Source organism: Mesorhizobium sp. 1B3 (assembly GCF_050958605.1).
In the GTDB taxonomy this organism is placed as follows: Bacteria; Pseudomonadota; Alphaproteobacteria; order Rhizobiales; family Rhizobiaceae.
The window spans coordinates 120,492-147,210 of sequence record NZ_JBJHDO010000009.1; the positions used below are offsets into that span (position 1 = coordinate 120,492).

25 protein-coding genes and 2 pseudogenes are annotated in these 26,719 nt (G+C 60.9%); 15 read left to right on the plus strand and 12 right to left on the minus strand.

The features are described from left to right. Positions 1–38 precede the first annotated feature (38 nt). The gene (locus tag ACCO56_RS22805; RefSeq protein WP_433643158.1) at positions 39–974 is read right to left on the minus strand and encodes a PhzF family phenazine biosynthesis protein; all 936 of its coding nucleotides are present in this window, start codon (positions 972–974) and stop codon (positions 39–41) included. Beyond that, positions 971–1,960 (minus strand): LysR substrate-binding domain-containing protein, encoded by a 990-nt coding sequence (locus ACCO56_RS22810; protein ID WP_433643159.1) that lies wholly within the window; start codon positions 1,958–1,960, stop codon positions 971–973. Before ACCO56_RS22810 ends, ACCO56_RS22805 begins: the two co-directional genes overlap by 4 nt. Positions 1,961–2,303: 343 nt before the next feature. On the opposite strand from ACCO56_RS22810, the gene ACCO56_RS22815 reads away from it, so the two are divergent. Genes ACCO56_RS22815 through ACCO56_RS22830 form a run of 4 tightly spaced genes read left to right on the plus strand, consistent with a single transcriptional unit; the run spans position 2,304 to position 6,100 of the window. Continuing rightward, entirely contained in the window at positions 2,304–3,098 is a 795-nt protein-coding gene (locus ACCO56_RS22815) for an ABC transporter ATP-binding protein (protein ID WP_433643161.1), read from the plus strand. Beyond that, positions 3,098–3,808 carry an ABC transporter ATP-binding protein gene (locus ACCO56_RS22820; RefSeq protein ID WP_433643162.1) on the plus strand — a complete coding sequence of 237 codons (711 nt, stop codon included), beginning with the start codon at positions 3,098–3,100 and terminating at the stop codon, positions 3,806–3,808. The genes ACCO56_RS22815 and ACCO56_RS22820 overlap by 1 nt, the downstream gene beginning before the upstream one ends. 4 nt (positions 3,809–3,812) lie before the next feature. Then, positions 3,813–4,838: a branched-chain amino acid ABC transporter permease gene (locus ACCO56_RS22825; RefSeq protein ID WP_433643163.1), complete on the plus strand. Its 1,026-nt coding sequence runs from the start codon at positions 3,813–3,815 to the stop codon at positions 4,836–4,838. A gap of 47 nt (positions 4,839–4,885) precedes the next feature. Then, positions 4,886–6,100: a branched-chain amino acid ABC transporter permease gene (locus tag ACCO56_RS22830; RefSeq protein WP_433643165.1), complete on the plus strand. Its 1,215-nt coding sequence runs from the start codon at positions 4,886–4,888 to the stop codon at positions 6,098–6,100. Between the two features lie 56 nt (positions 6,101–6,156). On the opposite strand, the gene ACCO56_RS22835 is transcribed toward ACCO56_RS22830, so the two are convergent. From ACCO56_RS22835 to ACCO56_RS22850, 4 genes are all read right to left on the minus strand, one after another. Further along, positions 6,157–6,594 (minus strand): PaaI family thioesterase, encoded by a 438-nt coding sequence (locus ACCO56_RS22835; RefSeq protein WP_433643166.1) that lies wholly within the window; start codon positions 6,592–6,594, stop codon positions 6,157–6,159. Positions 6,595–6,670: 76 nt separating this feature from the next. Continuing rightward, positions 6,671–7,786 carry a branched-chain amino acid ABC transporter substrate-binding protein gene (locus ACCO56_RS22840; RefSeq protein WP_433643167.1) on the minus strand — a complete coding sequence of 372 codons (1,116 nt, stop codon included), beginning with the start codon at positions 7,784–7,786 and terminating at the stop codon, positions 6,671–6,673. 99 nt (positions 7,787–7,885) lie between these two features. Beyond that, a complete protein-coding gene (livM, locus tag ACCO56_RS22845; RefSeq protein WP_433643168.1) occupies positions 7,886–9,283 on the minus strand; it encodes a high-affinity branched-chain amino acid ABC transporter permease LivM in 1,398 nt (465 codons plus the stop codon). A gap of 4 nt (positions 9,284–9,287) precedes the next feature. Beyond that, positions 9,288–10,190 (minus strand): branched-chain amino acid ABC transporter permease, encoded by a 903-nt coding sequence (locus tag ACCO56_RS22850; protein WP_433643169.1) that lies wholly within the window; start codon positions 10,188–10,190, stop codon positions 9,288–9,290. A 288-nt stretch (positions 10,191–10,478) separates the two neighbouring features. Between ACCO56_RS22850 and ACCO56_RS22855 the strand changes: the two genes are divergently transcribed. The 7 genes from ACCO56_RS22855 (at position 10,479) to ACCO56_RS22885 (ending at position 16,570) form a co-directional block, all read left to right on the plus strand. Next, positions 10,479–11,693 (plus strand): ABC transporter substrate-binding protein, encoded by a 1,215-nt coding sequence (locus ACCO56_RS22855; RefSeq protein ID WP_433643170.1) that lies wholly within the window; start codon positions 10,479–10,481, stop codon positions 11,691–11,693. Positions 11,694–12,138: 445 nt separating this feature from the next. Next, complete coding sequence (locus tag ACCO56_RS22860; protein WP_433643171.1) at positions 12,139–12,519, plus strand: VOC family protein; 381 nt, start codon at positions 12,139–12,141, stop codon at positions 12,517–12,519. Between the two features lie 131 nt (positions 12,520–12,650). Continuing rightward, positions 12,651–13,697 (plus strand): MFS transporter, encoded by a 1,047-nt coding sequence (locus tag ACCO56_RS22865; RefSeq protein ID WP_433643172.1) that lies wholly within the window; start codon positions 12,651–12,653, stop codon positions 13,695–13,697. Between the two features lie 2 nt (positions 13,698–13,699). Continuing rightward, positions 13,700–14,083, plus strand: a complete 384-nt coding sequence (locus tag ACCO56_RS22870; protein WP_433643173.1) for a tautomerase family protein — start codon at positions 13,700–13,702, stop codon at positions 14,081–14,083. A 21-nt stretch (positions 14,084–14,104) separates the two neighbouring features. Then, entirely contained in the window at positions 14,105–14,410 is a 306-nt protein-coding gene (locus ACCO56_RS22875) for a hypothetical protein (RefSeq protein WP_433643174.1), read from the plus strand. Continuing rightward, complete coding sequence (locus ACCO56_RS22880) at positions 14,407–15,336, plus strand: MFS transporter (protein ID WP_433643175.1); 930 nt, start codon at positions 14,407–14,409, stop codon at positions 15,334–15,336. The genes ACCO56_RS22875 and ACCO56_RS22880 overlap by 4 nt, the downstream gene beginning before the upstream one ends. Further along, positions 15,320–16,570, plus strand: a complete 1,251-nt coding sequence (locus ACCO56_RS22885) for a trimethylamine methyltransferase family protein (RefSeq protein WP_433643176.1) — start codon at positions 15,320–15,322, stop codon at positions 16,568–16,570. Before ACCO56_RS22880 ends, ACCO56_RS22885 begins: the two co-directional genes overlap by 17 nt. Positions 16,571–16,624: 54 nt before the next feature. Here the strand turns inward: ACCO56_RS22885 and ACCO56_RS22890 are convergent, their stop codons facing one another. Together ACCO56_RS22890 and ACCO56_RS22895 are read right to left on the minus strand one after the other, a co-directional pair. After that, positions 16,625–17,239: a LysE family translocator gene (locus tag ACCO56_RS22890; RefSeq protein WP_433643177.1), complete on the minus strand. Its 615-nt coding sequence runs from the start codon at positions 17,237–17,239 to the stop codon at positions 16,625–16,627. A gap of 55 nt (positions 17,240–17,294) precedes the next feature. Beyond that, positions 17,295–17,753 carry a GNAT family N-acetyltransferase gene (locus ACCO56_RS22895; protein WP_433643178.1) on the minus strand — a complete coding sequence of 153 codons (459 nt, stop codon included), beginning with the start codon at positions 17,751–17,753 and terminating at the stop codon, positions 17,295–17,297. A gap of 259 nt (positions 17,754–18,012) precedes the next feature. Between ACCO56_RS22895 and ACCO56_RS22900 the strand changes: the two genes are divergently transcribed. The 3 genes from ACCO56_RS22900 (at position 18,013) to ACCO56_RS22910 (ending at position 21,327) form a co-directional block, all read left to right on the plus strand. Beyond that, entirely contained in the window at positions 18,013–18,576 is a 564-nt protein-coding gene (locus tag ACCO56_RS22900; RefSeq protein ID WP_433643179.1) for a TRAP transporter small permease subunit, read from the plus strand. After that, positions 18,573–20,111, plus strand: a complete 1,539-nt coding sequence (locus ACCO56_RS22905; protein WP_433643180.1) for a TRAP transporter large permease — start codon at positions 18,573–18,575, stop codon at positions 20,109–20,111. The genes ACCO56_RS22900 and ACCO56_RS22905 overlap by 4 nt, the downstream gene beginning before the upstream one ends. Before the next feature lie 100 nt (positions 20,112–20,211). Then, positions 20,212–21,327, plus strand: coding sequence for a TRAP transporter substrate-binding protein (locus tag ACCO56_RS22910; RefSeq protein WP_433643181.1), 1,116 nt, complete (start codon positions 20,212–20,214; stop codon positions 21,325–21,327). A 494-nt stretch (positions 21,328–21,821) separates the two neighbouring features. Here the strand turns inward: ACCO56_RS22910 and ACCO56_RS22915 are convergent. Continuing rightward, positions 21,822–21,956 (minus strand): annotated as a pseudogene (locus ACCO56_RS22915) (ABC transporter permease); the annotation flags it as partial. Positions 21,957–22,041: 85 nt separating this feature from the next. On the opposite strand from ACCO56_RS22915, the pseudogene ACCO56_RS22920 reads away from it, so the two are divergent. Further along, positions 22,042–22,430 (plus strand): annotated as a pseudogene (locus ACCO56_RS22920) (FosX/FosE/FosI family fosfomycin resistance thiol transferase); the annotation flags it as partial. Positions 22,431–22,632: 202 nt separating this feature from the next. Here ACCO56_RS22920 and ACCO56_RS22925 read toward each other — a convergent pair. The 3 genes from ACCO56_RS22925 to ACCO56_RS22935 form a co-directional block, all read right to left on the minus strand. Beyond that, on the minus strand, positions 22,633–23,682 hold the full coding sequence (locus ACCO56_RS22925) for an alpha/beta hydrolase family protein (RefSeq protein WP_433643182.1): 1,050 nt from the start codon (positions 23,680–23,682) through the stop codon (positions 22,633–22,635). Between the two features lie 6 nt (positions 23,683–23,688). Next, positions 23,689–24,636, minus strand: a complete 948-nt coding sequence (locus ACCO56_RS22930) for an alpha/beta hydrolase family protein (RefSeq protein WP_433643183.1) — start codon at positions 24,634–24,636, stop codon at positions 23,689–23,691. 588 nt (positions 24,637–25,224) lie between these two features. After that, positions 25,225–26,577 (minus strand): PLP-dependent aminotransferase family protein, encoded by a 1,353-nt coding sequence (locus tag ACCO56_RS22935; protein WP_433643184.1) that lies wholly within the window; start codon positions 26,575–26,577, stop codon positions 25,225–25,227. Between the last annotated feature and the right edge of the window lie 142 nt (positions 26,578–26,719).

The window sequence follows — 26,719 nt, forward strand, 5'->3', positions numbered from 1 at the left end:
GCCGCTCCGTCCCGGCCGACCATTGATCTCTGCGAACTTTAGTTTCCGCCGCCCGATCTCACGCTGACGGGCACCTGCAATGCCCCATGGATGATGGGCACCGCACACCCTCCTAACTTTATCGACACGACTTCGCCGTTTGCGAACTCGGCATCGAGCAGAAGCTTGCTCGGCCTGCCGATCTGCAGGCCTTGGTGGACTATCCAGCGACGGCCCCCGTCATGGCATTGCTGAAGACGCTGTAGAAACCCGACAAGTGCCACAGCTCCGGCGCCGGTGGCGGGATCCTCCGGAATTCCGAGCCCTGGCGCGAATACGCGAGCATGAATCTCCTCTCCGGTCTGCCAGTCGTCCAACGTGAACGCGTAGAGCTGGTGTGCAGAACTGTCGCGAAAGTGCGCATTCCAAACGTCGATTTGCGTGCTTGCCCGATTCAGCACCTCCCGATTTGCAACCGGGATAAAGGTCATCGGAACCCCTGCGCTCCAGACTGCCGAGGTATCACCCAGCTCGTCTTCCTTGACGCCGATCACTGCCGCCGCTTCCGCCGTCTCTGGTCTGGAGATTTCTCTTGGAAGGGCAGGAGCCTCGATCCATGCCTCGACGGGGCCGCTGGCGTGGCGGCAAATCTGCGCATTCACCACACCCAATTTCGTGCTCATCGCAATGCGCTCGGGTTTCGCTGAACCCATGTTTGCCAATGCCACGGCAGCACCGACGGTCGGGTGTCCGGCGAACGGAAGCTCGACTTTCGGAGTGAAAATGCGCAGCGCTGGTGTCTGGGAATCCGCGCCAGTGATGAAGACTGTCTCGCTCAGGTTCATCTCTGCCGCGATCGTCTGCATCATTGGCGCGTCGAGACCTTCGGCACGGGGAAAAACTGCCAACTGGTTCCCGGCAAACGGGTCCTCTGTGAAAACGTCGAGAGTCAGAAACGGAATATCCGTTCCCCGAAATCGCACTTTATCTGTCAATTCGTCGGCTCCAGTATGCTCGCGCGCGCGGCGTCTGGCCGTGCACGACTGGTATGGGATGGAATAAAGCTCTCGTCCCGACGCCACCCTCCAGCGCGAGCCTGGCGGGCCTCGTTGATCAGCCACGCGCGAAACAGTTTGACGTCCGGCCTGTCGCGCAACGTCGTACTTCCGACCAACCAGTAGCGTCGGTCGGCGACGATAGAAGGGCCGCCGATTTCGACGAGGGCTCCACTTTCGAGATGGTTGTCCACGAGCGGACGCCGGCCGAGCGTGATTCCGAGCCCACGAACGGCGGCTTCGAGAGCCAACTGTTCGGAATCAACGCAAACTGATCGGTCGCATTCCTCGGGCTGAAGTCCCTTCGCCTCGAACCACATCATCCAGTCGGCGGTATCGGAGGCAACCTGAACCACTGGACCGCGGCTGATGAGCGTAGCGTCCGTGACATCGCGCCGGTTCATAAGAAACGCAGGAGCGCACACTGGCACCAGCTCCTGTGGCATCAGTTCGATCCAGGCACCACCCTCGCCAGGACTGGACCGGATCTTGATCGTCAGATCACATCGATGCATATCCGCCATGGTGTCATTCTCGGCCGTGTGTAATCTGACCTGAATGTCAGGATGGCGGCTCGTGAAGGTAGCTAGTCGAGGCAGCAGCCAGTAGTTCGCGAATGGCGCCGGCGCGCCAACCGACAGAGCGCCAACGCTCCGCCGACCCGACAAACTCTCCGTTGCATTGGAAAGGATAGTGAGGGCGCGCCTGACCTCCGCAGCATATGCGATGCCTGATTCCGTCAATGCCAGCCCCCTCGGGCCGCGGAGGAACAACTCTACGCCGATCCACTCCTCGAGGGTCCTGATGCCATGGGAAACGGCGCTTGGTGTGATATGGATTTCCTGAGCCGCTAGCTTGAAGCTCTCCAGCCGTGCCGCTGCCTCAAAGAGCCGAAGTGCATTCACTGGAGGTAGTCTGAAACCCATTCCCGCCTGTTCCGCCTACGACTAAGCCCGTTGCCACTCGTTCCATGCACCAGCCGCCGCAGCGGCCGCGATGCGTGGATATTTCTCGCGCGCCGGTGAGCGGTGTTCATGTATCGCTATCATATCAATTCAATTAGGACAATATCGGTGATACAATAGGCGTCACTCGGGCTGTAGCGTGCGTTTGGCGATCGCGATCGCCCAGCGAGGTGTGCGCCATTCATCCTCGGGTGAACGGATTTCGTTTGGCCAGCGTCGAACCCTCGGCGAGTTTGCCAGGGTAGGCGGGGGGGACCACTTTTCCGACGACGGGGAGAACTGGGCAACCGGAACTGGGGAACACGTGTCCGAAGGAGTTATCGAAGTTCAGGACGTGACGAAGCGTTTCGGCAACGTGCTTGCTGTCGACCGGTGTTCGCTGAAAGTCGAGAAGGGGTCCATCACCGGCCTGATCGGCCCCAACGGCGCGGGCAAGACCACCATCTTCAACATGGTCGCAGGCGCCTTCGCGCCGACCGCGGGCAGGATCCTGCTCGACGGCGAGAACGTGACCGGTCTTCCCGCTCACGAGCTGTTTAGGCGCGGTCTGCTGCGTACCTTCCAGATCGCGCAGGAGTTCTCCTCCATGACCGCGCTGGAGAACCTGATGATGGTGCCGGCGGACCAACCAGGCGAGAGTGTGCTCAATGCCTGGTTCCGGCGCTCCAATGTGATGGCCGAGGAGACCGAGACGCGCCGGCGCGCCGAGGACGTAATCGCCGTCCTGCGGCTCGGCCACGTGAAGAACGACCTCGCCGGCAACCTTTCCGGCGGTCAGAAGAAGCTGCTCGAGCTCGGCCGCGTGATGATGGCCAGGCCCCGCGTCGTGCTGCTCGACGAGATCGCGGCCGGCGTCAACCGCACCCTGCTCAACGACCTCGCCGCAGTGGTGGAGCGGCTCAACCGCGAGGAGGGGCTGACCTTCTTCGTCATCGAGCACGATATGGACCTGATCGCGAGGCTTTGCGATCCGGTGATCGTGATGGCCGCCGGACGAGTGATGGTTCAGGGGGCGATGGCGGACATCCGCGCCAATCCCGACGTCGTGGAGGCATATTTCGGCGGCGGAATGCTAGCCGCTATTGCAGAGGCGCACTGATGGCCCTGCTGGAAATGACTGACATCCATGGCGGCTATGGCGGCGCCAACATCCTCAACGGCGTGAACATCGCCATCGACGCCGACCAGATCGGCGTTATCGTCGGTCCGAACGGGGCGGGGAAATCAACGACGCTGAAGGCGCTGTTCGGCATGCTGACCATCTCGCAGGGCACGGTGGCGTTCAGCGGCCGCGACATCACCAACAAGGCGCCCGAGGCGCTGCTGCGCGAAGGCCTGTCCTTCGTGCCGCAGGAATTCAACGTGTTCCCGACCATGACGGTCGAAGAGAACCTCGAGATGGGCGCCTTCATCCGGCGCGACGATTTCCGCCATATGATCGACCGGGTCTACGGCTTCTTCCCGCCGCTGAAGGAAAAACGCCGGCAGGCGGCGGGCGAGCTTTCGGGCGGTCAGCGACAGATGGTGGCGATGGGCCGCGCGCTGATGACCGAGCCCAAGCTTCTTCTGCTCGATGAGCCGACGGCAGGCCTGTCTCCGCGCTACATGGGCGAGATATTCGAGCGCATAATTGAGATCAGTGCGTCTGGCGTCGGCATATTGATGGTCGAGCAGAACGCGCGGCAGGCGCTCGCGCTCGCCCATCGTGGCTTCGTCCTGGCCACGGGGCGCAACCTGTTCACCGGAACCGGCCCCCAATTGCTTGGTGATCCCAACGTCGCAAAGAGCTTTCTCGGAGGCGCGGCGTAACTTCATGGGTGACATTCTTCTGTCGGCATGGCCGAGCAACGAACTCGTATTCTTCATCAACAAGGGGTTGCTCGCCGGCCTGATTATCGGCTCCGTCTACGCACTCGGTGCGGTAGGCGTGACGCTTATCTTTGGCATCCTGCGGTTCGCGCATTTCGCGCATGGCGACATGATGACGGCAGGAGCGTTCTTTTCATTCCTCGCCGTCCTTCTCTTCCCCGACGTCGGAGGCCTGGTCGGTCTGCCATCGGCGTTCCTCCTTATGCCGGTCGCGATGGTGGCAACGGCACTCCTCGGAATAGCGCTCGATCGGCTGTTCTATCGTCCTCTGCGTGCGTCGGGGGCAAAACCCGTTGCCACCGTTATGGCTTCGATCGGGGTCATGCTCATGCTGCAGGGCCTCGTTCGTCTCCTTGCCGGCACCGGGACGCGGCAAATCGATCCGGGGCCAAAGGCGATCTATCGACTGTCGGTCGGAGACGGAACGATTGTCGTCACCGGGCCCCAGCTTATGCTGATCGGCTTCACGGCGTTTGCGGCTGTCGCCCTGCACGTCTTCCTCTCGAGCTCGCGCAGCGGCAAGGCGATGCGGGCGATGGCGGACAATGCCGATCTTGCCCGCGTTTCCGGGATCGCACTCGATTCCGTAACCCGCACGACATGGGTGATTGCCGGTGCGCTGGCGGCCGCCGCCGGTACGCTTCTTGCGCTCGACGTAACCTTGAAGCCGGACCTCTCCTTCAACCTGCTCCTGCCGATTTTCGCTGCGGCGATCGTCGGCGGCATCGGCCGGCCTTTGGGCGCGGTGGCGGGCGGACTACTAGTGGGATTTGCTGAAACGTTCGCGGTGTTCAATTGGTCGGTTGTGCTGCGTCCGCTGACCGCCTTGGCTCCGCACGGAATGGAAATCCCTTCCCGCCTTGCCTTCGTGCCGACGGAATACAAGCTCGTCGTGCCGTTTCTCATCCTCGTCTTCGTCCTCATTTGGCGGCCGACCGGCATTTTCCGCGGCAGCACGGTGCTGAAATGATGTCCTCGTTCCGTTCGCTCGCCCTCATCTGCGCTACAGTTGCAACGATGCTTCTTGTCTTCCTCTGGATGGGAGCTGCCTACGGGACGCGCATGCTGGTCGAGGGCGCGTGCCTGGCGATCATCGCGCTCGGATTGACCATCCAGTGGGGCTATGCCGGTCTGTTCAACGCCGGCATCGTCGGCTTCGTCGCCACCGCCGCCTTCGTCAGCATGATCGTCTCCGTCCCGGGCAACGAGCGCTTCAACGAGCTCGCCGGCGCGGAAGCGCTGGCGCTACCACTGTTGATCCTCTTCGCCGGTTTGGCACTGACCGTCATCGCCGCGAACCTACGCTGGTCTTGCCTCCCGTTGCGATTTCGTTCCGCGCCCGCATTTGCATTGGGAATAGGCACAATCCTCGCCGTCCAAGTCGGCCTCAACCCTGCGATTGTGACGCTTGAGCGTGAGCACGAGTGGATCGGCGGGTTGGGCCTGCCTCTTTGGATAGCATGGCCCGCCGCCGCGCTCGCAGCCGCCGGCCTTGGGTGGACGATTGGTCGTATCACGCTAGGCCTTCGCGCGGACTATCTCGCCATCGCCACGCTCGGCATATCCGAGATCGTCGTCGCATTCCTGAAAAATGCCGATTGGCTGACGCGCGGGACGGTCACCGTATCGCCGTTGCCGTGGCCAGTGCCGCCGCCGCAGGACCTCGGGTTCGTCCTGTCGCGCGGTCTCTACCTCGGCATCGCGGCAGTGATGATTGCCATCATCTTCTTCATGCTGGAGAGGGCGTGGGCCTCTCCCTGGGGACGGATGATGCGCGCGATCCGTGACAACGAGGCATCCGCCGCTGCGATGGGCAAGGACGTCAATCGCCGCCGCCTGGAAATATTCGTGCTGGGAAATGCAATCGTCGGCCTCGGCGGCGCGATGCTCATCACGTCGACCAGCATCTTCGATCCGACCAGCTTCTCGCCGTTGAACCATACGTTCCTGATCTGGATCATGGTGATCCTTGGCGGCGCCGGCAACAATCTCGGCACGGTGCTCGGCGCATTTCTGGTCTACGCGATCTGGACCGTCTCCGAGCCCGCCTCACTCTTCCTCTTCCAGGCCGCTGCTGACTGGGCGCAGGGATCGATTGGCTGGGCTCCGCCAGCCGATCTCCACACCCGTGCGCTCCAGATGCGCGTATTCCTGATCGGTCTAGCGATCGTCGTGGTGCTGCGGGTGGCGCCTGGAGGACTCTTGCCTGAAAGGCCGGTCAGGTACGAATAGCTGCCGGACGCCGCCGCACGGCCATCTCGATCGTGTTCGGAGAAGGTCTTCCGTTCCTAGCTTCCAAGCTGAAAGAATCGGCAGGTCGCCAAGGCGGTCGCGCAAAGCGTTGCCGCGCCCTCCCGCATCACGAAGAGATCCGCCGAGGCCAGGCCAGAGTGCTTGGACCGAATGGCACGGCCGATGGCGATGACTTTTTCCCCGACGGCGGGCTCGAGGTTATGAACCTCGAACCACGTAGTGGCAGGCAACCATCCAGCCGGACGCATGGCGGTGGCTGCGCTGACAGCCGCGTAGTCTGCAAGCGTGCCTACGAGGCCGCCCTGCAAGATCCGGCCGTCCACGGTGAACTCCCGGCGTATCGGCATCTCAAGCACCGATACGCCTTTGCCCAGGCCGACCACGTCGATCTCAAGAGACCGGGTGGCCGGCATGCCTTTAATGAATGAGACCAGATCGCGCCGGTGATCCGGAACGATCTGCGGCAACGTCATCACGGCCCGGTTGTTGCACATCATTGCCTCGATAACTCAATCGGTGCCGCCGCTCGGCGCATCGACCGAGGAAGCGTCACAACGGCAAATAATCGAACTTGCCGTCCTCGCCCCTCTTCCATTCATAAACGATATAGTCGGGGTTGGTGATGTCGCCCTTCTCGTCGAAAGCGCGTTCTCCGAGGACAGTGTCGAACGGTCCATTGCTCTTGACCGATTCCGCGACCGTCGTGGGGTCGACGCTTTGCGCCGCCTCCGCCGCTTTGGCGATCACCTGGACGGCCGCGTAGGCGTAGAGCGTATAGGCTTCGGGTTCGAAGCCGGAGGCACGGAACTTTTCGACCGCCTCTGTCGCTGCGGGATTGCGGCGCGGATCAGGAGCAAAAGTAAAGCGGAAGCCCTCGATCGCATCGCCCGCAATTGCCGCAATCTCGGTCGACGCGGTGCCATCGCCTGACATCATCTGGGCATCAAGGCCCTGATCAGCGAGTTGGCGCAGGATCAGGCCAGCCTCCGTGTGGAGGCCACCATAGTAGATGACCGAAACGCCAGCTTCCTTCATCTTGGCGATCAGCACCGAGAAGTCGACATCGCCGGGATTGATGCCCTCATACATCGCCTCCGATATCCCCGCGCTCTCGAGTGCCTTTTTGGTTTCGTCAGCAAGGCCCTGTCCATAAGGCGTCTTATCGTGAATGAGCGCAATCTTCGCGTCGCGGAAGTTCTCCGCGAGGTATGTCCCTGCAATCAAGCCCTGCTGATCGTCCCGACCGCAGATCCGGAAGGTGTTCCACAGACCACGCTCGGTGAACACGGGATTCGTGGCGGCTGGCGTGATGTGCAGGATACCATTCTCGGCAAGGACCTCAGAAACCGGTATCGCGACACCCGAATTGTACTGGCCGACGACAAGGCCGACGCCGTCCGCCACGAACTTGTTGGCCACAGAAATGCCTTGCTTCGGATCGGAGACGTCGTCGCCGACGACGATCCTCACCTGCTCGCCGTTAATCCCGCCCGCCGCGTTGAGGTCCGCGACGGCCTGCTCCGCGCCTCGGAGGATCTGCGCGCCGACTGCTGCATTGGGACCGGTGATCGGTGCGGCAACTCCGAGCAGGACTTCTGCATAAGCAACTGGTCCGGTAACAATGAATGCTGCGGTCGCCAATGCCGCCAGTAGGCTCTTCTTCATGGGAGTGCTCCGTGTGCGGTGAGATGAAAGGGACGATCTTCAGGCGCTCACCGTCGCCGGAAGACAGCGGAACTGAAGCGGCCAACCGTCCCGCCTGCATCAGCCATGCCCCTCACTCGTGAAGGTGGCAGCAACGGACTTTCGCTCCCGGAGGAATGCCGTTGGCTCGCGGCGACCAACGAAACCGCGCGGCTTCCACACCATCACCAGCACCATCGCGACGCCGAACAGGAGCATGCGGTAGTGCTCGGGCGAGAAGCCATCGCCGAAGACCGCAGTCAGAAATCCCATTTCGCGCAGGATCTCGGTGCCACCGATCATTACGACCGCCGCGACAGCGGTACCCGGCAGCGATCCCATGCCCCCGAGAACGACGATCGCGAGAATCACGGCCGACTCGAGGAACACGAAGGACTCCGGACTGACGAAGCCCTGCCGCGCGGCAAAGAAGGCACCGGCGAAGCCACCGAACATGGCACCGATGGCGAAGGCGGTGAGTTTGACGTTGGTCGTATTGATGCCGAGCGAGCGACAGGCGATCTCGTCCTCTCGCAGCGCCTCCCAGGCTCGACCCAAAGGTAGCCGCCGAAGCCTGATCGTCACGGCGGCGGTCAGAAGGGCAAGCAGAAGGATGAGGTAGTAGAGGAAGATTTTGTAGTAGACGCCTGAGGATGCGATGCCGAGCACCTTGCCGATATAGTGCGGCGAGGAAACATCGAAGTCGAAGAGGCCGAAGAAGGTCACCTTAGGTATGCCGGAGATGCCGGCAGACCCGTTGGTGACCTCCCGCCAGTTGATCAGAACCAGCCTGATGATCTCACCGAAGGCCAGCGTGACGATGGCGAGATAGTCACCGCGCAGCCGCAGGACTGGAAAGCCGAGAAGGACACCCCAGAATGCGGCCATCGCGCCGGCGGCGGGAAGGAGGATCCAGAACGAGAGGCCGAATTCGGAAGCGAGCAACGCGTAGGAATAGGCACCTACGGCGTAGAATGCGACGTAGCCGAGATCGAGCAGACCGGCGAGCCCGACGACGATGTTGAGGCCCCAAGCCAGCATCACGTAAATGAGAATCTGGATGCCGAAATTGTCGATCCACTTGAGCGATCCCTGAAGCCCGCTGGTCCCAACGACGAGAGGCGGATAGAAGATGAGGAAGATGACGGTCAGTCGCACGATATGAGTGCGGATAAAGACGACCGCCGGGCTCGCTGGGGTAGTGGGCTTCGCGTTGGCACGCTGCGTCTGCCAGCGCCGCCAAACGGGGCGCGCGAACGCGGAAATAACAAACCTGCCGGCGAAGGTTATCGCTACGACGATGGCCAGCGTCTGCCAGCGCTGCGAGACGACAAGCTCGTTACGCATGTTCTGATCGGTCTTTAGGCCGATCATCAGGACGAATAGGGCGACGCATACGAGGGCAGCGCCCGCAGCCTCGCGTGCCGCCACATAAATGTCGCCTGCCTTGCGGCGACCCTCGGCCGCTGGAGCGCGCAACAGCCTACACCTTCTCGACTTCCGGCTTGCCGAGCAGGCCGGACGGAAGGAAGATCAGCACGATTGCGAGGATCGAGAAGGCCGCGACATCCTTGTAGTCGACCGAAAAGTAGGCCGACCACAGCGCCTCGATCAAGCCGATCAGCAGCCCTCCGAGAACGGCTCCCTGGATTGAACCGATGCCGCCAAGCACGGCCGCCGTGAAGGCTTTGACTCCGGGGATGAAGCCGCTCGCGAACGAGGCAACGCCATAATACATCAGGAACATCGTGCCCGCGACCGCTGCCAGCGCGGCACCCATGATGAACGTGATAGCTATCGTCCGGTTGACGTCCACACCGAGCAGCGCCGCCATCTTGGCGTCCTGTTCACACGCGCGTTGCGCGCGACCGAGAGGCGTGCGGTTGACGACGTACCAGAAGGCAGCGAGCAGCACCGAGGTAGCTGCGATGATGACGATCTGCTTGAGCGACACTGTGATGCCGAACACATCGTAGGTGCGCGAGACCAGCGGCGGAATCGGCTTGTTGCGAGGTCCCTGGGCCACCTGCACGAAGTTCGAGATCGCTATCGACATGCCGATGGCGGTGATCAGCGGAGCCAGGCGGAACGAGCCGCGTAGCGGCCGATAGGCGATACGCTCGATCGTCCAGCTCCACACGCTGGTCAGGAGCATTGCCACTATCACCATGATCAGCAGGGCGACAGCAGCGGGGATGGAATGAAACAGCGTGACGAGCACGAGGAATACGATGAGCGCGATGAAGGCTCCGACCATGAACACATCGCCATGGGCGAAGTTGATCATGCCGATGATGCCATAGACCATCGTGTAGCCGATGGCGATCAGCCCATAGATCGACCCGAGGGTTAGGCCGTTCACGACCTGCTGAATGAAGTATTCCACTGAGTGCCCCCGCTACTTCCGGCGCTTCTTTCAAGAGAGTGGCCGGGAGCAGGGCATCTCAAGCGAGTAATCCTCTTGCGCAGGTGATCCGCTTTCATCCCCCGCGCTGGATCGAGAGCAAATCATCGTATAGCCGGCTCGGGCGACCATCAATGTCGCTGTCCAACGCCCCGCGTGTGAATCTCACTCGACGCAGGTGAACGCTTCTCATTTGAGAGCTCCGGCCGGCGACGATTGAATACCGGTCAGCGGACCGGGACGTCACCGGCCGGGATATTGGGGAAATTGATGCACAACCTACTACGAAACGTTCTTGCCGGCTATGTCGGTGTCCTCGCGTCGTTCGCTCCATGTGCTTTGGCACAGGCGCAAGACATCAAGATCGGTTTTCTCGGAGGATTCACGGGACCGCTCGAAACCATGACGCCGTCCATCCACGAGGCTGCGAAATTGGCCGTGCGACAGATCAATGAGCAAGGAGGCGTTCTGGGGCAGAAGCTGGTGATGCCCCAAGGCGATTCGACGTGCCTCGATGTCACGGCGGCCGTGAATGCCGCAGACCGGATGGTCAACACCGAGGCGGTCACCGCGCTCGTCGGGCCGATGTGTTCCGGCGAGACCATCGCCGCAGCCAACACCGCCGCGATCCCGGCAGGTGTCCTGCTCCTCACGCCTTCCGCAACCACACCAGCGCTGACCGAGCTCGACGACAAGGACCTCGTCTTTCGGATGCTCGCATCCGATGCATTCAGTGGCGAAGCTCTTGCCCGAATTCTTAAACAAAAGGGCGTCGATAATATCGCCATCGCGTACGTCAACAACGACTATGGCCGAGGTTTCGCGACCGCCTTGGAAGCCTCCTTCACTCGGGAGGGCGGGACCGTCGCGGCAAGCGAAGCGCACGAGGATGGAAAGGCTGACTATCGCGCCGAACTCGGGTCGCTGGCCTCCTCCGGGGCCGATTTCCTGGTCGTTCTCGCCTATGTGGACGGCTCGGGCGGCACGATCATCAGGCAGGCGATCGAGGGCGGCGACTTCGCCCGCTTCGCAGGCGGTGACGGCATGGTGGGCGATTCCTTGGTCAAAGCCGTTGGCGAAGGTGTGCTCGACGGCATGATCGCCACACGTTACGGCAGCACCGAGACCGAGGGGACAGCGATCTTCGACAAGGCTGCCCGAGAGATCGATATCGATCCGGCGGCCGCCTTTGCGGCTCAGGCCTATGACGCGGCATTCCTGATCGCGCTCGCCATTCAGGAGCGCGGCGAGAACACCCGCGACGAGCTGAACGTCGCGCTCCGCAAGGTAGCCACGGCGCCCGGAGAGGTGATCCTCCCCGGCGAATGGGAGAAGGCCGCAAGGCTGATCGGTGAAGGCAAGGACATCAACTACGAGGGCGCAGCCGGAAGCCACGAGTTCGATGCGAACGGCGACGTTCCGGGCGTCGTTATCGAGTTGGTCGTCGATGGACCGTCGTTTCGGGACGTCGGTCCGGTCAAGTAGGCCACGGCAGATGCAGATCTACCGCTAGCTGTGCGCGCACTCGATTGACGCCAGCGCCCTGAAGTCCGTGATCATGTCGCGGCTTGCGCAACCCTCCGTTCGGTCGGCGCAGGCCGCCATGACACTACTTGCTCGGAAAGACGGACCATCGGACATGTCATGGCTCGCCCATCTGGTCGTGATGATCTTGCGCACATGACGGATCGTCGGCATCAACGCCGCAACCTTAGCATCAGCCTCGAGCCCAGAAATAGATTGTATCATTTCCCAATGATAGGATTGATATTTTGTGCGGTCGGTGTAGTTTGAGTCAGCAGGACTGACCATTGTGCTCGGCATCTACGGTGTCAATAGCCCCGCATATTGTTGCTTAACCGCCTAGCTTTGATGGGGGCTGGACTTGGACGTTAGATCATCGGGCGACCCCTCACATGAAATTGGTTCCTTGCGCCTCTTCGTGCCCGCCAAGGATTTTGCACAGTCCCAGGACTTTTACCGAACCTTGGGGTTTAAGGTGAATCTTGCCAGCCCGCGAATGGCCCTTGCCGCCCTTGAAGGCGGGGGAGGAAGCTTGTCATTTCTCATTCAAGATTTCTATGTCCAGGATCTGGCAGAGAACCTCATGCTGCAATGGATCGTTCCCGACATCGCACCGTGGTGGGAGCGCCTTTCATCTCTTCGACTTGAAGAGGTGTTCGGCGTCAAAGCGGCCAAAGCGCCCGTGCGCGAGCCTTGGGGAACGGTCGCATACTTCTGGGATCCCTCGGGCGTTCTTTGGCACCTGACCTCTCTCAACAAGCCAAGCCCAGACAGCGAAGCAGCCTGACACAATCATCTCAACTGCCTGGAGGGTCGGGACGTGGACTTCAATGCAGCGGACTACAGGTTTTCGCAGCGCGCGGCACGAATGAGGGCGTCGAGATCCGTGAGCTCCTGAAGCTCCTCGACAGACCCGGAATGGTCTCTTTCGCCGGAGGCATTCCAGATCCGTCCCTCTTCGAAGTGGATGCCTTTCGCGATGTCTACGGTGACGTGCTGACGCGGAGTGAATCGGCGCTGCAATGCTCTACCACTGAAGGCTTTCCGCCGCTGCGCCGCTGGATCGCGCAATACATGTCTGATCGAGGCGTGCCTTGCCGGGAGGAAAACGTCCTCGTCACGCATGGGTCCCAGCAGGCTCTCGATTTGATCGGCAAGCTTTTCGTAGTCCCCGGCAGCTCCGTGATCATGACCGCACCGAGCTATCTCGGCGCGTTGCAATCCTTCACAGCCATGGCCGCACTGGCACATGAGCCGAACCGCATCTTTCGGCGCGAGGCTGTTTCCGAAGGAGCGCAATCTTTCGTCAGGTCACTGGCGTCGCGACGTTCGGTTCTGCTGACCGCCAGATACACCGCTCACTGCTGTGAACTTCTGGGAATGTGGGCGTGGGCGCCGGCCTTCCTGATGGTAACGCTCGGCACACAGATCGGCTGGTCGCCAGCCGTTCTCGGCGTCCTGGTCGCCTGCATGCTTCATCTCTTCGGTGCGGTGGCAACACTTCTCAGCGGAGGTCTCTCCGATCGCCTCGGCCGAAGGCTCATCCTTGTCACTATGGCTCTGGCGGGTACTGTCTCTTTCACCTTCGACTGGAGCGCAGACTGGGGAGCCACCGTCTTGCTGGTGCTTGCCGCTCTCTACGGGTTCGCGACCATCGCAGATTCGGGCGTGTTGTCGACAGCGATGACTGAAGCCGTCGCACCTCGGCATCTGGGAAGCATGCTCGCCCTGCGGTCCATCCTCGGCTTCGGCGCCGGCGCCTTTTCCCCGCTTGCCTTTGGCTGGGTCCTCGACCTCACCAACCCCGGTCTCGGCGAGCCCACTAACTGGGGTTGGGCATTCGCAGCGCTCGGCATTGGCGGGGCGCTTACGACGCTTTTCGCATTGATGCTTCCGGGCGATCGGCCCCGTCGATCGGGCAGAGTCCCCGACGAACATCGAAGCCAAACTGATGATAGGGAATGATCATGCCACTGACCCAAATCTTCATGCGAAAGGGCAGAACAGAGATCGCAAGACGCGAGCTGCAAGCAGGGATCTATGAGGCAATGCGCCAGACCTTCGCAGTCCCGGAAGACGACCGATTCATGATCATCAACGAGTTGGAGGGGGCCGATTTCTGGTTCGGCCGGAGCTATCCCGGTTTGGATCGCAGCGACGACCTCATCATCATCCAGATCACGGTCAGCAATAATCGGACCCGTGAGCAGAAGCTCGCCCTCTACAAGGCGGTCAATCACGAACTGAGCGCACGCATCGGCTGCCGGCCAGACGACATCTTTATCAACATCGTCGAAGTGATGCCCGAAAACTGGTCGTTCGGCCAAGGCCGGGCGCAGAACATCGAATAGTGCGGCGCGGAGGGGATGCCAATGCGTTCAGCAACGAGACGGGGCGCGGAAGTCGCGCTGTTGTTCACCGGCTTCATCGCCTCGACCTACGGATTTGGGATGTATCTGTTCCCGGCCATGGTCGAGTCGATCCGGGTGGAGCTCCCGTTCTCCTACGGAACGATGGGTACGATCTCCGGCCTAGTGCAGACCGGATTCATGGTCTGCGCGCTGCTCGCAGGATTTCTGACCGTGCGATTTGGCGCGATGCCGATGATCCTTGCGTCTATCGGGGTCTGTGCTGTTGCGCTGGGGGGCTGGCCGTTGCGCCGGACGTGGTCGTCATGACCGTGCTGCTCACGATCCTTGGGGGCGCAGCGGCAGCAATTTGGGTGCCGATGGTCGAGGTTTCGCGGGAGATCATCCCGAGGAAGCATCAAGGCAAGGCGCTGGGCTTGATGTCGTCCGGCACGAGCTACCGCGTGTTCATCAACAGCGTCCTGCTGACGACGATGCTGAGCGGCCATGGGTGGCGCTCCCTCTGGATGGTGACCTGCGCGATTGTGCCTACCCTCGCGCTGATCGGCCTGTGGCGCCTTCGAGACGCAGCACCGCGTACCAGCACGGAGACGACCGTTCAAGCTGACAAGCCATCGGTGCGTGAGCGGCTGCGGACAATGCCGAAGGTCCTTGCGGGTTCGATCCTGTTCATGATGTTCCTCAATGGCCTCTCGTGCATGCCGTTCCAGACGTACCTCTCCGCGTTTCTACAGAGCGAGGCCGGTCACCCTACCAAGGTCACGGCCGAGATATGGCGTGTCATCGCCCTCGTCGGGATGGTCAGCGGCTTTGCCGTAGGTGCGCTGGCGGACCGGATAACCGTCCGTCCGGCGATGGGTCTGACTTACACCATCCTCGCGTTCGCCTGCTACACGCTCGTGGCTCCGGAAGAGGGCGGCGGCACAATCGGCTTGTATGCCGCTGCCGTATCCTTCGGCGTGGCATTCTATGCGATCTTCGGCCTTGTCCCGGCCTATATCGCTCAAGCGTTCGGATCGGGAAACGCCGCCCTGGTCTTCGCTTTTGGAAACATCGCGCTCGGGATTGGCGGAACAGCAGGCAACGTCCTCGGCGGCACTCTGAAGGAAACAACCGGCTCGTTCGTTCCCATCTATATGGTCATGCTTGGCGCTGCGGTACTCTCCGCGCTTCTCAGCCTAGCCATGCCAAACGAACGCTCTTTCGAGGCGAAGAATCGTGCAGTGGTTACTTGAGGCGGATGCACAAGCGTTCGCGAGCGCGCCCGGACGTTTCGGTTCCATAGCTCCCGCTGATCCGGACCATCTTGCGGCAATCGAGGCTGGGACTGACCGAGTCCTCGAGGAAGTGGGGCTGCGATTTGAGGGCGACCCTGAAACGCTAAGTCTGTGGCGCTCTCACGGGATGCGCGTCGACGGCGAGGTGGTCTATCTCGATGGCGGCTGGCTTCGGGACGTGATCCGTCGAAATGCGCCGGAACGGTTCGTCGTGCGGGCACGCAACCCAGGGCGCGACACGCTGATCGGTGCACCGGGACAGGCCGTCCTCGCTCCGATCTACGGAGCTCCCAACGTACTCATGCCTGATGGCACGCGAGCTTCGGGTTCTATCGGTCTGTACCGCACGCTGGTTTTGATGGCGCACGATTCCCCGGTCCTATCGAATACAGGTCACATGATCTGCGTTCCGCACGATATTCCAGAGGTTGCGCGCCCGATGGAGATGGTGACGGCCCATCTTACTGGCTCCGACAAACCATGCATGGGCAGTGTGGCATCACCTCGCGCTGCGGAGGACGTGATCGATGCCGCGCAGCTCGCTATCGCCAGGCCTGCGGTGTCCGGCGAGTGCGAATTGCTTCATCTCCTGAACGCAACGCCACCGCTGACATACAAGGAAAATCCCCTGAAGTGCCTCCGCGCCGTTGCCAAGCGCCAGCAGGCGCTCATGGTCACCTCCTATATGATGATGGGTGCGACCTCGCCTGTGACGGTCGCCGGGACGCTTATCCAGGGCTATGCCGAAGCGCTGGCGGGACTCGCATTGGCCCAGCTCTGGTCGCGCGGTACGCCCGTCGTCATGGGGCTGTTCGGCATTCCGTTCTCAATGCGAACCATGCTGCCCATCTTCGGTGACCCCGCATCGCAGTTGATCCAGCTCTATGTCGTACAACTCGCCCGCCGCCTCGGGATTCCCTCCCGCGGAGACGCTGGCATAACGTCGGCCAATGTCGACGACGCCCAGGCCGGTTATGAAGGGGCGAAGGCGACGTCGACTGCGTTACATTCAGGCGCAGACTTTATCCTTCACGCCGCTGGGTGGCTGGAGCAGGGCAGATGCGTATCGTTTAGCAAGTTTGAACGCGAAGCCGGTGGAATTCATCATCGTCCCCCCCTCGGTCCGCCTTTGCCCCTCGACGAAGCGATTGCTCGCGAACTGCGAGCCCGCGCAGCAAAGAGCAAACACTAGTCGCGGCGGCATCGCCAGCGGCGTAGCGACGATAAAGATGCGGGCCACGCGGAATCACGTCGTGGCGAAAAGAAAAACTCCCACGCCGACCATGAGGGCGCCCGCCGCCTTGTTCAGGAGGTTGCTGGCTTTCGCGCCGACCACGTTTGCGACCTTCCGCGCCAACAGAGCGTAGGTCAGTTTCACGCTTCCGACTGCAAGGATCGTGACGATCATCACGATCGCAATATCCGTTTGGCCGACGGCAGCCAAATCAAGGAAAGCTGGAAAAAAGCCAAGGTAGAATACGACCACCTTCTGATCTGCGAGGGTCAGCAGCAGCCCGGCCAAAAAACTCGAAAACAACGATGAGGTGTGCCGGCCGTGTTGGTCTGCTCCCTGATTTGGGGTGCATCTCCATAATGAGACGCCCATCCAGATGAGATAGGCCCCGCCCACATACCCAATGAGATACGCGGCGTCTCCCACCGCATCGGTAAGCAGCGCCAAGCCGAAAATCGCGACCAGGATGTAGATCAAGTCCCCTGCGACAATACCGACCGTGGTCGCGGCACCATGAGCAAAACCACCTGCTGCCGAACGCGTCGAGACCGCCAGAACGCTGAGGCTTGGGATGGCGGCGAGGACGAGCATGGAGCCGAACAGTGCGATGATGTTCACCAGCGTCATGTTCGTCCCGGCCTACTCAGCTTGCGCACTGAGACACGTAGATAACGGCGGGCGCTCAAAGGCTCTTCTCCATGTTCACAATCGTGGACTCCGCTCGCACGGGGCTTTGGCGCCGTCCGACCTCACTGTATCCCAAGTTGCGGTATAGCTCGATGTTGGTGCTCATCAGCGCATTTGTATAGAGCCTCATGGTGGGCGTGCCACGACGGCGCGCGCGATCCTCCGCCTCGGCAATAAGTCGTCGCCCGATCCCAATCCCTTGGAAATCCGGATCGACAGCAACGTTGAAAATCAGGTCGTGGTCATCACCTGGTTCGACGGCGATCACGCCTACAACCTTGTCTTCATTGCAAGTGACGAGGACCTCACCGCGAGTGATACGCGGAGCATGGTCATCGTCGACGGGCTGCGGTGGATACCCGAGTACCTTTTCCCAGCCTGAGTACGCTCGTCGCGTGAGCAAATGGACCTCGGAGAGATCCCTCGACGTAGCCGAACGCACCTCAAAGCGCATGTGTCTCTTCCCCCCTCTGCCCCGATCGATCTCACAGATGCGGCCCGAGCGACGCGTGTCACAACGCGGACTCATGCCTTCAGCGCTCCCACGCTCCTAGGTCGATGGGCGCCATTGACACCGATGCGCTTCTTCTGCAAAGAGCATATCGGTTGTATCATGTGCAAGTGATATGATTTGTCAACGATTGCCCTGATCGTGATGCCGAGTGAGGAGGCACCTTCCGTCTAGCGGATCATCGAGGGGGCAGGGAGAGAGCATGAGTGGACTCATAAGGGTGGCCACGGCCATCGACGCGCTCAACAGTCGTGTCGGCCGTAGCGTATCGTGGCTCGTCCTGGCCGCAGTAGTAATTAGCGCGGGGAATGCAACCACCCGCAAGCTCTTCAACCTTAGCTCGAACGCCTGGCTGGAAGCACAGTGGTACTTGTTCTCGGCGGTCCTTCTGCTTGCCGCGGGCTGGACACTGCTAAACAGCGAACATGTCAAAGTCGACCTCATCTACGGAAGACTTCCACGACGAATTCAGCTCTACATCGACGTCGTCGGAACGCTGCTGTTCCTCTTCCCCTTCTGCCTGATCACCATCCACCTCTCCTGGCCGATCGTGGTCGCAAAGTTCCAATCCGCCGAGGTTTCAAACAATACAGGCGGCCTACTGCTGTGGCCGGTCTGGCTTCTGATCCCCATCGGCTTCTCACTTCTTTTCCTGCAGGGCGCGTCCGAACTGATCAAGCGCATCGCAGTGCTCAACGGGAAGCTTGCCGATCCTGCCGATGCCTCAGACGCGGATGACTCGATCGGCAAGGAGCACGCGGCATGATCGGCTTTATCGCGGAAAACCTCGCGCCGATCATGTTCCTGTCGCTGATCGTCGTGCTTCTAATCGGCTATCCGGTGGCCTTTGCCCTGGCCTTTGTCGGCTTCGTGTTCGGTTTCATCGGGATCGAACTCGGCCTGCTTCCCATCAACCTCTTCGGCGCGATACCCGATCGCATATTCGGGCAGATGTCGAACGAGACATTGCTCGCCATCCCGTTCTTCACGTTCATGGGGCTAATTCTCGAACGAAGCGGGATGGCCGAAGATCTCCTCGACACAATCGGTCAACTGTTCGGTCCGGTCCGGGGGGGGCTCGCCTTCGCGGTGATCTTCGTTGGCGCCATCTTGGCGGCGACAACTGGCGTAGTTGCGGCATCCGTCATTTCGATGGGGCTCATCTCGCTGCCCATCATGCTGCGATACGGCTATGATCGCAAACTTGCCGCCGGCACAATCGCCGCTTCCGGCACCTTGGCGCAGATCATCCCGCCCAGTCTCGTTCTGATCGTCCTTGCTGACCAGTTGGGCCGCTCGGTCGGCGATATGTATAAGGGCGCGATGGTCCCGGGCCTGATGCTCGTCGCTGTTTACGCCGCGTACATTTCGGTCATCGCGTTCATCTCGCCCGACAAGGCCCCTTCGCTTCCGACAACCGCGCGCACGCTTCGGGGATGGGCGTTGCTCGGCAAGGTCGTCACCTCACTCGTTCCGCCGCTTGTCCTGATATTCCTCGTCCTCGGCACGATCTTCATCGGCCTCGCCACTCCGACGGAGGGCGGCGCAATGGGAGCGGTCGGTGCGCTCGTATTGGCCGCACTCAACCGAAGGCTCGATCTGAAGATGATCACCTCGGCTCTGCACGCGACTGCGAAGCTGTCTTCCTTCGTCATCTTCATCCTCTTAGGAGCGCGCGTCTTCTCGCTGACCTTCTACGGGATCAACGGCCACATCTGGGTCGAACATCTGATGACTGCGACGCCGGGAGGCGAGATCGGGTTCCTCATCGTCGCGAACCTGCTCGTCTTCTTCCTTGCGTTCTTCCTCGACTATTTCGAGCTCGCATTCATCATCATCCCCCTTCTTGCTCCGGTCGCCGACGCGTTGGGCATCGATCTCATCTGGTTCGGCGTCATGCTCGCGATCAACATGCAAACGGCCTTCATCCATCCGCCGTTCGGCTTTTCCCTGTTCTATCTCAGGTCCGTTGCTCCGACGCGCGCCTACAAGGATCGCATCACCGGGGCGACGATACAGCCCGTGACATCCGGGCAGATCTACCTCGGAGCATTGCCGTTCCTCATCATGCAGCTCGCCATGGTCGGTATCGTGATCGCCTTCCCCCAGCTGGTTACGCATTACAGAGCCGGCCATATCGAGGTCGATCCCGCGACCATACAGCTCAACGTGCCAATGCCCGGTGGCGACAATCCCTATGAGGTTCCCGGCGGTTCGCCCTTTGGAGCGCCCTCAACCGGCCTGGAATCACCAGCCCTGCCGAGTTTCGGGGCGGACGAAGGCGCAACCGACTCGCCCTGATCACCGAGGATTTCACTTGTCGAAGAGAACCCGAAACCAGCCTGCAACACTGAATGGTGCCAACGCGACGGGCGCGGGAACACCGAACCAGGAGGAAGGAATGACTAAAAGCATCAACCGACGCAGCTTCATGACGAAGGGCGTAACGACCGGCGTCGCAGCCACTGCGGGAGCCGTGCTCGCCGCACCCGCGATCGCCCAGGATCAGCCGAGCATCCGCTGGCGCCTGACTTCAGGGTTCCCAAACAGCCTCGACACGATTTATGGCGGCGCCGCCGTCATGGCTGAGGCTCTTTCGGCGATCACCGACGGCAAGTTCCAGATCCAGGTCTTTCAAGCCGGCGAACTCGTGCCAGGACCGCAGGCGATCGACGCCGTACAGGGCAACACTGTCGAGATCGCGCACACATGCGGATACTATTTCACCGGCAAGAACCCTACCTTCGCAATCGGCTCGACGATCCCGTTCGGTCTGAACGCCCGTCAGCAGAACGCATGGCTCTACCACGCCGGCGGCAACGACTTGTACAACGAGTTCCTCGCCGAATATGGCGTCGTCGGCATCCCTGGGGGCGCAACAGGTGCGCAGATGGGCGGTTGGTTCCGGAAGGAGATCAACAGCCTTGCGGACCTGAAGGGCGTTAAGATGCGCATCGCTGGCGTGGCTGGCGAGGTCATGGCCCGTCTGGGCGTCGTTCCGCAGCAATTGCCCGGAGGCGACATCTATCCCGCTCTCGAGCGCGGCACGATTGACGCAGCGGAATGGATCGGACCCTATGACGATGAGCGCCTCGGCTTCCACCAGATCGCTCCCTACTACTACTATCCGGCGTACTGGGAAGGCGGACTGACCATCCACTTCTTCATCAACAAAGCCCAGTACGAGGGCCTGCCGGATGTCTACAAGGCCGCGCTGGACACGGCTTGCAAGGCAGCCAACCTCAACATGCAAGCCTTGTACGACGTCAAGAACACGGCGGCCATCCGTTCACTGGTCGGGAAGGGCATTCAGCTCCGTCCGCTGCCCCGCGACGTCATGGACGCCGCCTATGATGAGACCTTCAAGCTCTATGACGAGTACAGCGCCAACAACCCAGCGTGGGCGAAGATCTATCCATCATGGAAGAAATTCCGCGACGAATCCTATGAGTGGTTCCGCGTCGCCGAATATTCATACGACAGCTACGGATACGCTGCGCAGGCTTCCAAACGCTGACTAGGATGGCGGCCGGACGACCTCCGGCCGCGAACCGTTCCGGTGATGTCACATCCATATGCGATTGGTGGGACGAAATGCGGCACTGGCGCAAAGATCGCGGGGACACTCGGGAGGGTCCGCCGGAGGATGACCCTGACGGCGAACTTCTCGACAAAATCCGGTCCATGGCATTGTCCGGTGCGGACAATTATCAGCTCACGCCGTTGGTCAAACTTTATCGTGCGCGTCGCATGAAACGGACATTTGCCAAGGCGTTTCGGTTTCTGCGGCTCCGCAAGCATTGCTACTGAAACCGCCGTTTCCGCAAACCCCGATCTGCGGCATCGCTGGGCGCGAAGACACACTCCAGCCCTAGTCGCCCGATAGCCAAACGGTGGCGATGTCGTTCGCACGCTGCCTGGGCGTGGAAACGGCCACTCTGTGAGAGACCGCGATCGAGCAAGATCGCGCACATTATCCAGCAGACGTACCAGCTCGTCTTGAGCCTGAAGCTACTCCCGGAACGCTTCCTTGGCGGCGGCAGGGCTGCAACCGCGCTTGAGGCTGGGCAGTGCCAGCATGGTCAGCACGAACAGGCCCGTCGCCAGCTTGAGGTCGGGTGGCGGCATGCCGGCGGCCAGACACAGCCAGCAGCATGTTCTCGGCAACCGTCATGGAGGCGGCGGTGCCGCGCATCGCCACATTACGTTCATAGTTCGCGATCTCGACCGCATGGAGGAGATAGTTACGAAGCTTTTCGAGGGCCGCAAGGTTTACGACAGCGGCCAGGACACTTTCTCTTTGGTCGAGAGAACGCTTTTTCCTAATCGGAGAAGCAGAAAATGCGATCTGGATCGCCGCTATGAAAGGCGATCCCCTCGACACGCGAAGCTACAATCACGTTGACTTCAAGATCAATGGCGGTCAGTACAAACTATTCCGTAAGCGGATCCTCGGCCTCGGCTTGCAGATCCGGGAAGATCGGTCACGCATTGGAGGAGAGGGCCGTTCGATATACTTCTATGATGACGACAATCATCTTGTTCGAACTTCATGTCGGCACTCTCAACGAGCGATTGCGGAGCTACGTTGCGCTCCGGCCTAGCCAATCCGACCCCAGCCGGGGCTGGGGTTTATCCGGCAAATGTCCGACCGTTTGCGCGCTCCGAGCCTGCCCATGCCCTTCTGAGTGCGCCGGAGGCAGGTGATACACCGTTAAGGCGGATGTCGCTTCCCCATCATCATCGTCGTCTGCGCGCTGGAAGGGCAAATCTTCGCGCGTGATGACGCAGCATTTTGCCCATTCCCAGCAGGACCAACGGGTCATTGACCGGCCGCATCTAGCCGCTGTTTGCTTCCGAAAGATTGTTTGAAGAACGACACGGCGAGGGAATTCAGGAGGGCATGTTCTTGTTGCCGATTCACAAAGGGAGGATCGCTACAAATTTCTTCCTCTTGGACTTTGAGCCTCTCGCTGCATGGCGCCAGGAAAACGTAGTGACCAGCGAGCGGGATGATCTCGAATACCGCCAAGGATGAAAGCTTACGCAACACTTCGTATGCATGGTCCGCCATCGGCAGTTCCCGATCGGATGCAGCCGCGACAATTCCAACCGGAACTTTCACGTCGATCGCCCCGCTCTGATACACAGGTCCTATAGGAGCGAATAGTAGCGCTGCACCTATCCGCGCATCGGCGGCTGGCCCCTGAGTGGTGGCATCTGCGAGCCGATAACCACCTCCTTCGCACAGGGCAATCGGATCCTCGATGCCAAGACAGTATTCCTCCAATGCGCTGAAATCCGGCTCCGCACCCGTCAACATCAGGGCGGTCACCGTGCCGGCCGAGTAGCCGACGACACCTATCCGGTCGCGATCAACTCTCTGCCCATAAGAACCCTCGAGCACTGCATCAATGACGTCGGAAACCTCTCTCGTACGCCGATACGCAGTGCTGATCTTGCCGACGCCGCTCGCGTCTCGGTAGTTGTCGCCGGCATGCTCCACTGCCGCGACAACGAAGCCGTTCATGGCGAGATAGCTGGCCGTGTCATGGTGACTTAACATGCCGGCGCCGGAACCATGCGAGATCACGACGAGCGGAAACTTGCCGGCCGACATCGTCGCACCGACAACCCCTGCCACGTCGTATGGACCGACCTCGGTCGTCTGAAAGCCCGTTTTAGACGGATAGAACAATGTCCACGTCAATTGGCCGTCGCCATTGTTTCCGATCTCGAAACGCGCAATGCCGACACCGGCATTGGCACCTGCGACCGGCAGAGATGCGAGTGCCGCTGCGAATATCAGCGTCGCAATCCGTCTGCATGCGCTGACGATGGCGCGCTTGCTCGTATCGGAATTCGTTTCCATTGCTTGCTATCCTCGGGAAAGATCAAGGAATGCGCCGACCAGAGGCTCGCTTCGCGGGCGCGGATCAGCTTCAAGCCGGCATGGCCAGGGGTTTTGCCCTGTTCGAAGCCATCGGACGGTATCCAGCCAGAAGCCATTCTCATGCGCCGCGTGGAAGAGACCGAAATGGCCGCGGGGACCTACGGGCAGGTCGCGGGCTCCCAGTCTCACAGCGGTCTTCGACGCGTTGCTGTAGTATTCCAGCCCCCTCCTGACAGCGCCGGGGGTTGCATATTCATCATCGTCGGCTGCGACCGACAGGATGGCCGCTCGAACCGCCGCAAAGCGTCGGAGGACGTCCACACGCCGGTGCCTGGGATAGCTCAACTCCATGCGCGACCGGCGAAAACTCCACTCATTGGCCACACCAGCCGGCAGGTCCTCAAGCAAGCCGAGCCGTCGGCCGGGAAAATAGCCCCAGATGCCTGTTATCGCAGGCATCGCGACATGCCATTTGAGGAAAAGGCCCAGCCGTCGATGTCGGGCGTAGTCCGGCCAATAGGCAAACTGGGATCCGACCGCGAGCAAACGGTCGATCGCTGGTGCGCTTTCGGCCAGTCCGGGGATGAATCCGCCTATGCTATGTCCGACGACGTGCAGCGGCCCGTCCGAATCCCGCGCCCGCATCGTTCGAAGCGCAGCATCGAAATCAAACTCGCCCCAGTCACTCCACCGATAACGGCATCCGCGCAATGTTTGCGGTCGAGACGCCCCAATTCCACGATAATCATAGGTGAGGACGTCAAAACCGTGCTCAGTCAAGAAGCCGGCATAGCGATGGTAGTAGCGGGAAAGCACGCCTGTTGCCGCGTTGACGACAACGCTGCCGACCCTGACTGCCCGCCCCTCCCAGATGTAACCTCCGAGACGGACGCCATCGGCGCAACTGAGCTCGACCGCATGCTTCACCGGCATTTTATACGCCTCTGATAACCGTCGACGGCTCCGATAAAAGCGGACCGCCTCCTCTATGTATCAAGATACGATAGATACATTATAGTCAGATGTCGAGCCAGATCGTATCACGCCTTGCGTGGTAAGGTGGATGGCAGCGGGTTTCTCGAGGAGTCCAGCGGTCGGGTGGCTGACATCGAGCGGAGGGGTAGCGTCGGGGAAGCCGAATTGGCTACAAGCGCGAGCAAGCAGGGCTCAAGGGTCTAAACTTATCGATGATCTTGACGCGCGGAGCCGGCCATCCGCGGCCCTATGTCCAGGTGGGAGTCAGTACCGAACAGAGGGCTTTGGATTGGCCGGCGGCCCAAACAGGAAGGGTCTGATGGTCGTTCAGCATCGGACGCCTCCAGGATTGGGCTTTTGGAACGGCGCATTTTAGTGCGGCCGATCCGCATGCCGCAAAAGACTTCTGGTCAACCCGAGCGAGCGGTATTCACCCATCAGTGAGGAGGACATCTCAGGCCGGCATTCACAGCTGCGTCGACGCTACCTTGGCTCGTACGGAGCCGAGCGTGGTGTCCCCGTGCGAAGTGGAGGGCGGGTTCTAGTCTAAACGACTTCGAATGCCGGATTCCGGCTAAGATCTGCTAAGATCCGCAGAGCTCTCTCCAGGCTCGCCCGCTGGTGAGGGGCCATGAGACAAAGCCGGACGCCGCCCGATTTCTCCCCCGCAATAGCGGTCGCATCCGGTGGGGTGACACGAACGCCCCGTTCCAGCGCGCGCCGTGCCAGCTTCTCCGCTGACGCAGTGGCCATCGGTAGCCAGATATGGGGAGCGCCGTTAGGCATTGGCACGTCGGCGAGGCCAAGCACGCGGCGGGCCACTTCCACACGATGCCTTGCCTCTGAACGAAGAATATCTCTCGCTTTTGTGTGTGCTTCAGCTTCGAAGAGCGCCCTGGCAACTTCGGTATCAAACGGGGATGTCCCCCACACTTCGGCGCGCACACGGGAGGCGATCGCGGCGCGCCGTGAACGCGGCGGCAACAACACGCCAACACGAATGAGGGGCGTGAGCGATTTCGATAGGCCGTTTATATAGTACACCAGGTCGGGCGCCAGCTCATAGAAAGTCGCTGATTTCGACTGCGTATAGACGCTGTAGATGTCGTCCTCGATAATATAGGTATCGTTCCGGCGGCATATCTCCACGATTTCTCGCCGCCGCTCCTCACCCATCTCGAAGCCGAACGGGTTCTGGCAGACGGGTGTCAGATATATGGCCTTACAGCCAGTCTTCCGAAGCATTCTCTGGAGGTCGGATGGGATCATGCCATGTTGATCGTGGTCGACGGGGTGCAATTCCAGCCCAAGGTTCCTTGCAGCCGCGATCGCGCCTGAGAACGCGGCCGACTCGGTGCCCACGACTTTGGTGTGGCTCGCAAGATCCGCCATGGCCAGATGAATCGCGTGCTGGCCACCGATGCAGATGAGAAGATCGTCCGGGTCAGCCTGAAGTCTCGTATCCGAAAGCCAAGCTGCTACCGCAACCCGCTGGTCTCGACCCCCACCAGGTTCCGGATATCCCCCATTCGGAACGCTGCCCAATCTGCTCGAGGCGAGTATTGCGGCGGCACGAAATTGCCCCTCATCCACAACCGGCAAGGGAACGTTGAAGTTGAGATCGACAAATTCGTCGTCGGCCTTAACGGGCGCGTTGACGAAAGTGCCGCGGCCTGTCTCGCCACGAACCACGCCACGTTTTTCAAGAAGATCGATGGCCTTCGTCACAGTGCCGATGGCGACGTTCGCTCCGCGCGCAATATCGCGGTGGGTAGGGAGGCGATCGCCTCTCCCATAGCGGCCGGAAGCTATTAATTTCTCGACCGCGTCGGCCAGCCGCTCGTGCAGCGGTCCCTTGCCGTCCGGCAGCGAGAGCTGAATTGTATTTGGCGTGGCCATGCAGATCTCCGATGAACAATTTCTCAATTGTATCATCAAAAAAACTACATGCGCCACCCTGCTTCGCGCAAGGGCGGGCCATCAACCGTCCTTCAGGCGGCTCGCTGAGCGTAAATCACCAATACGAATCGCCGAGCGCCGG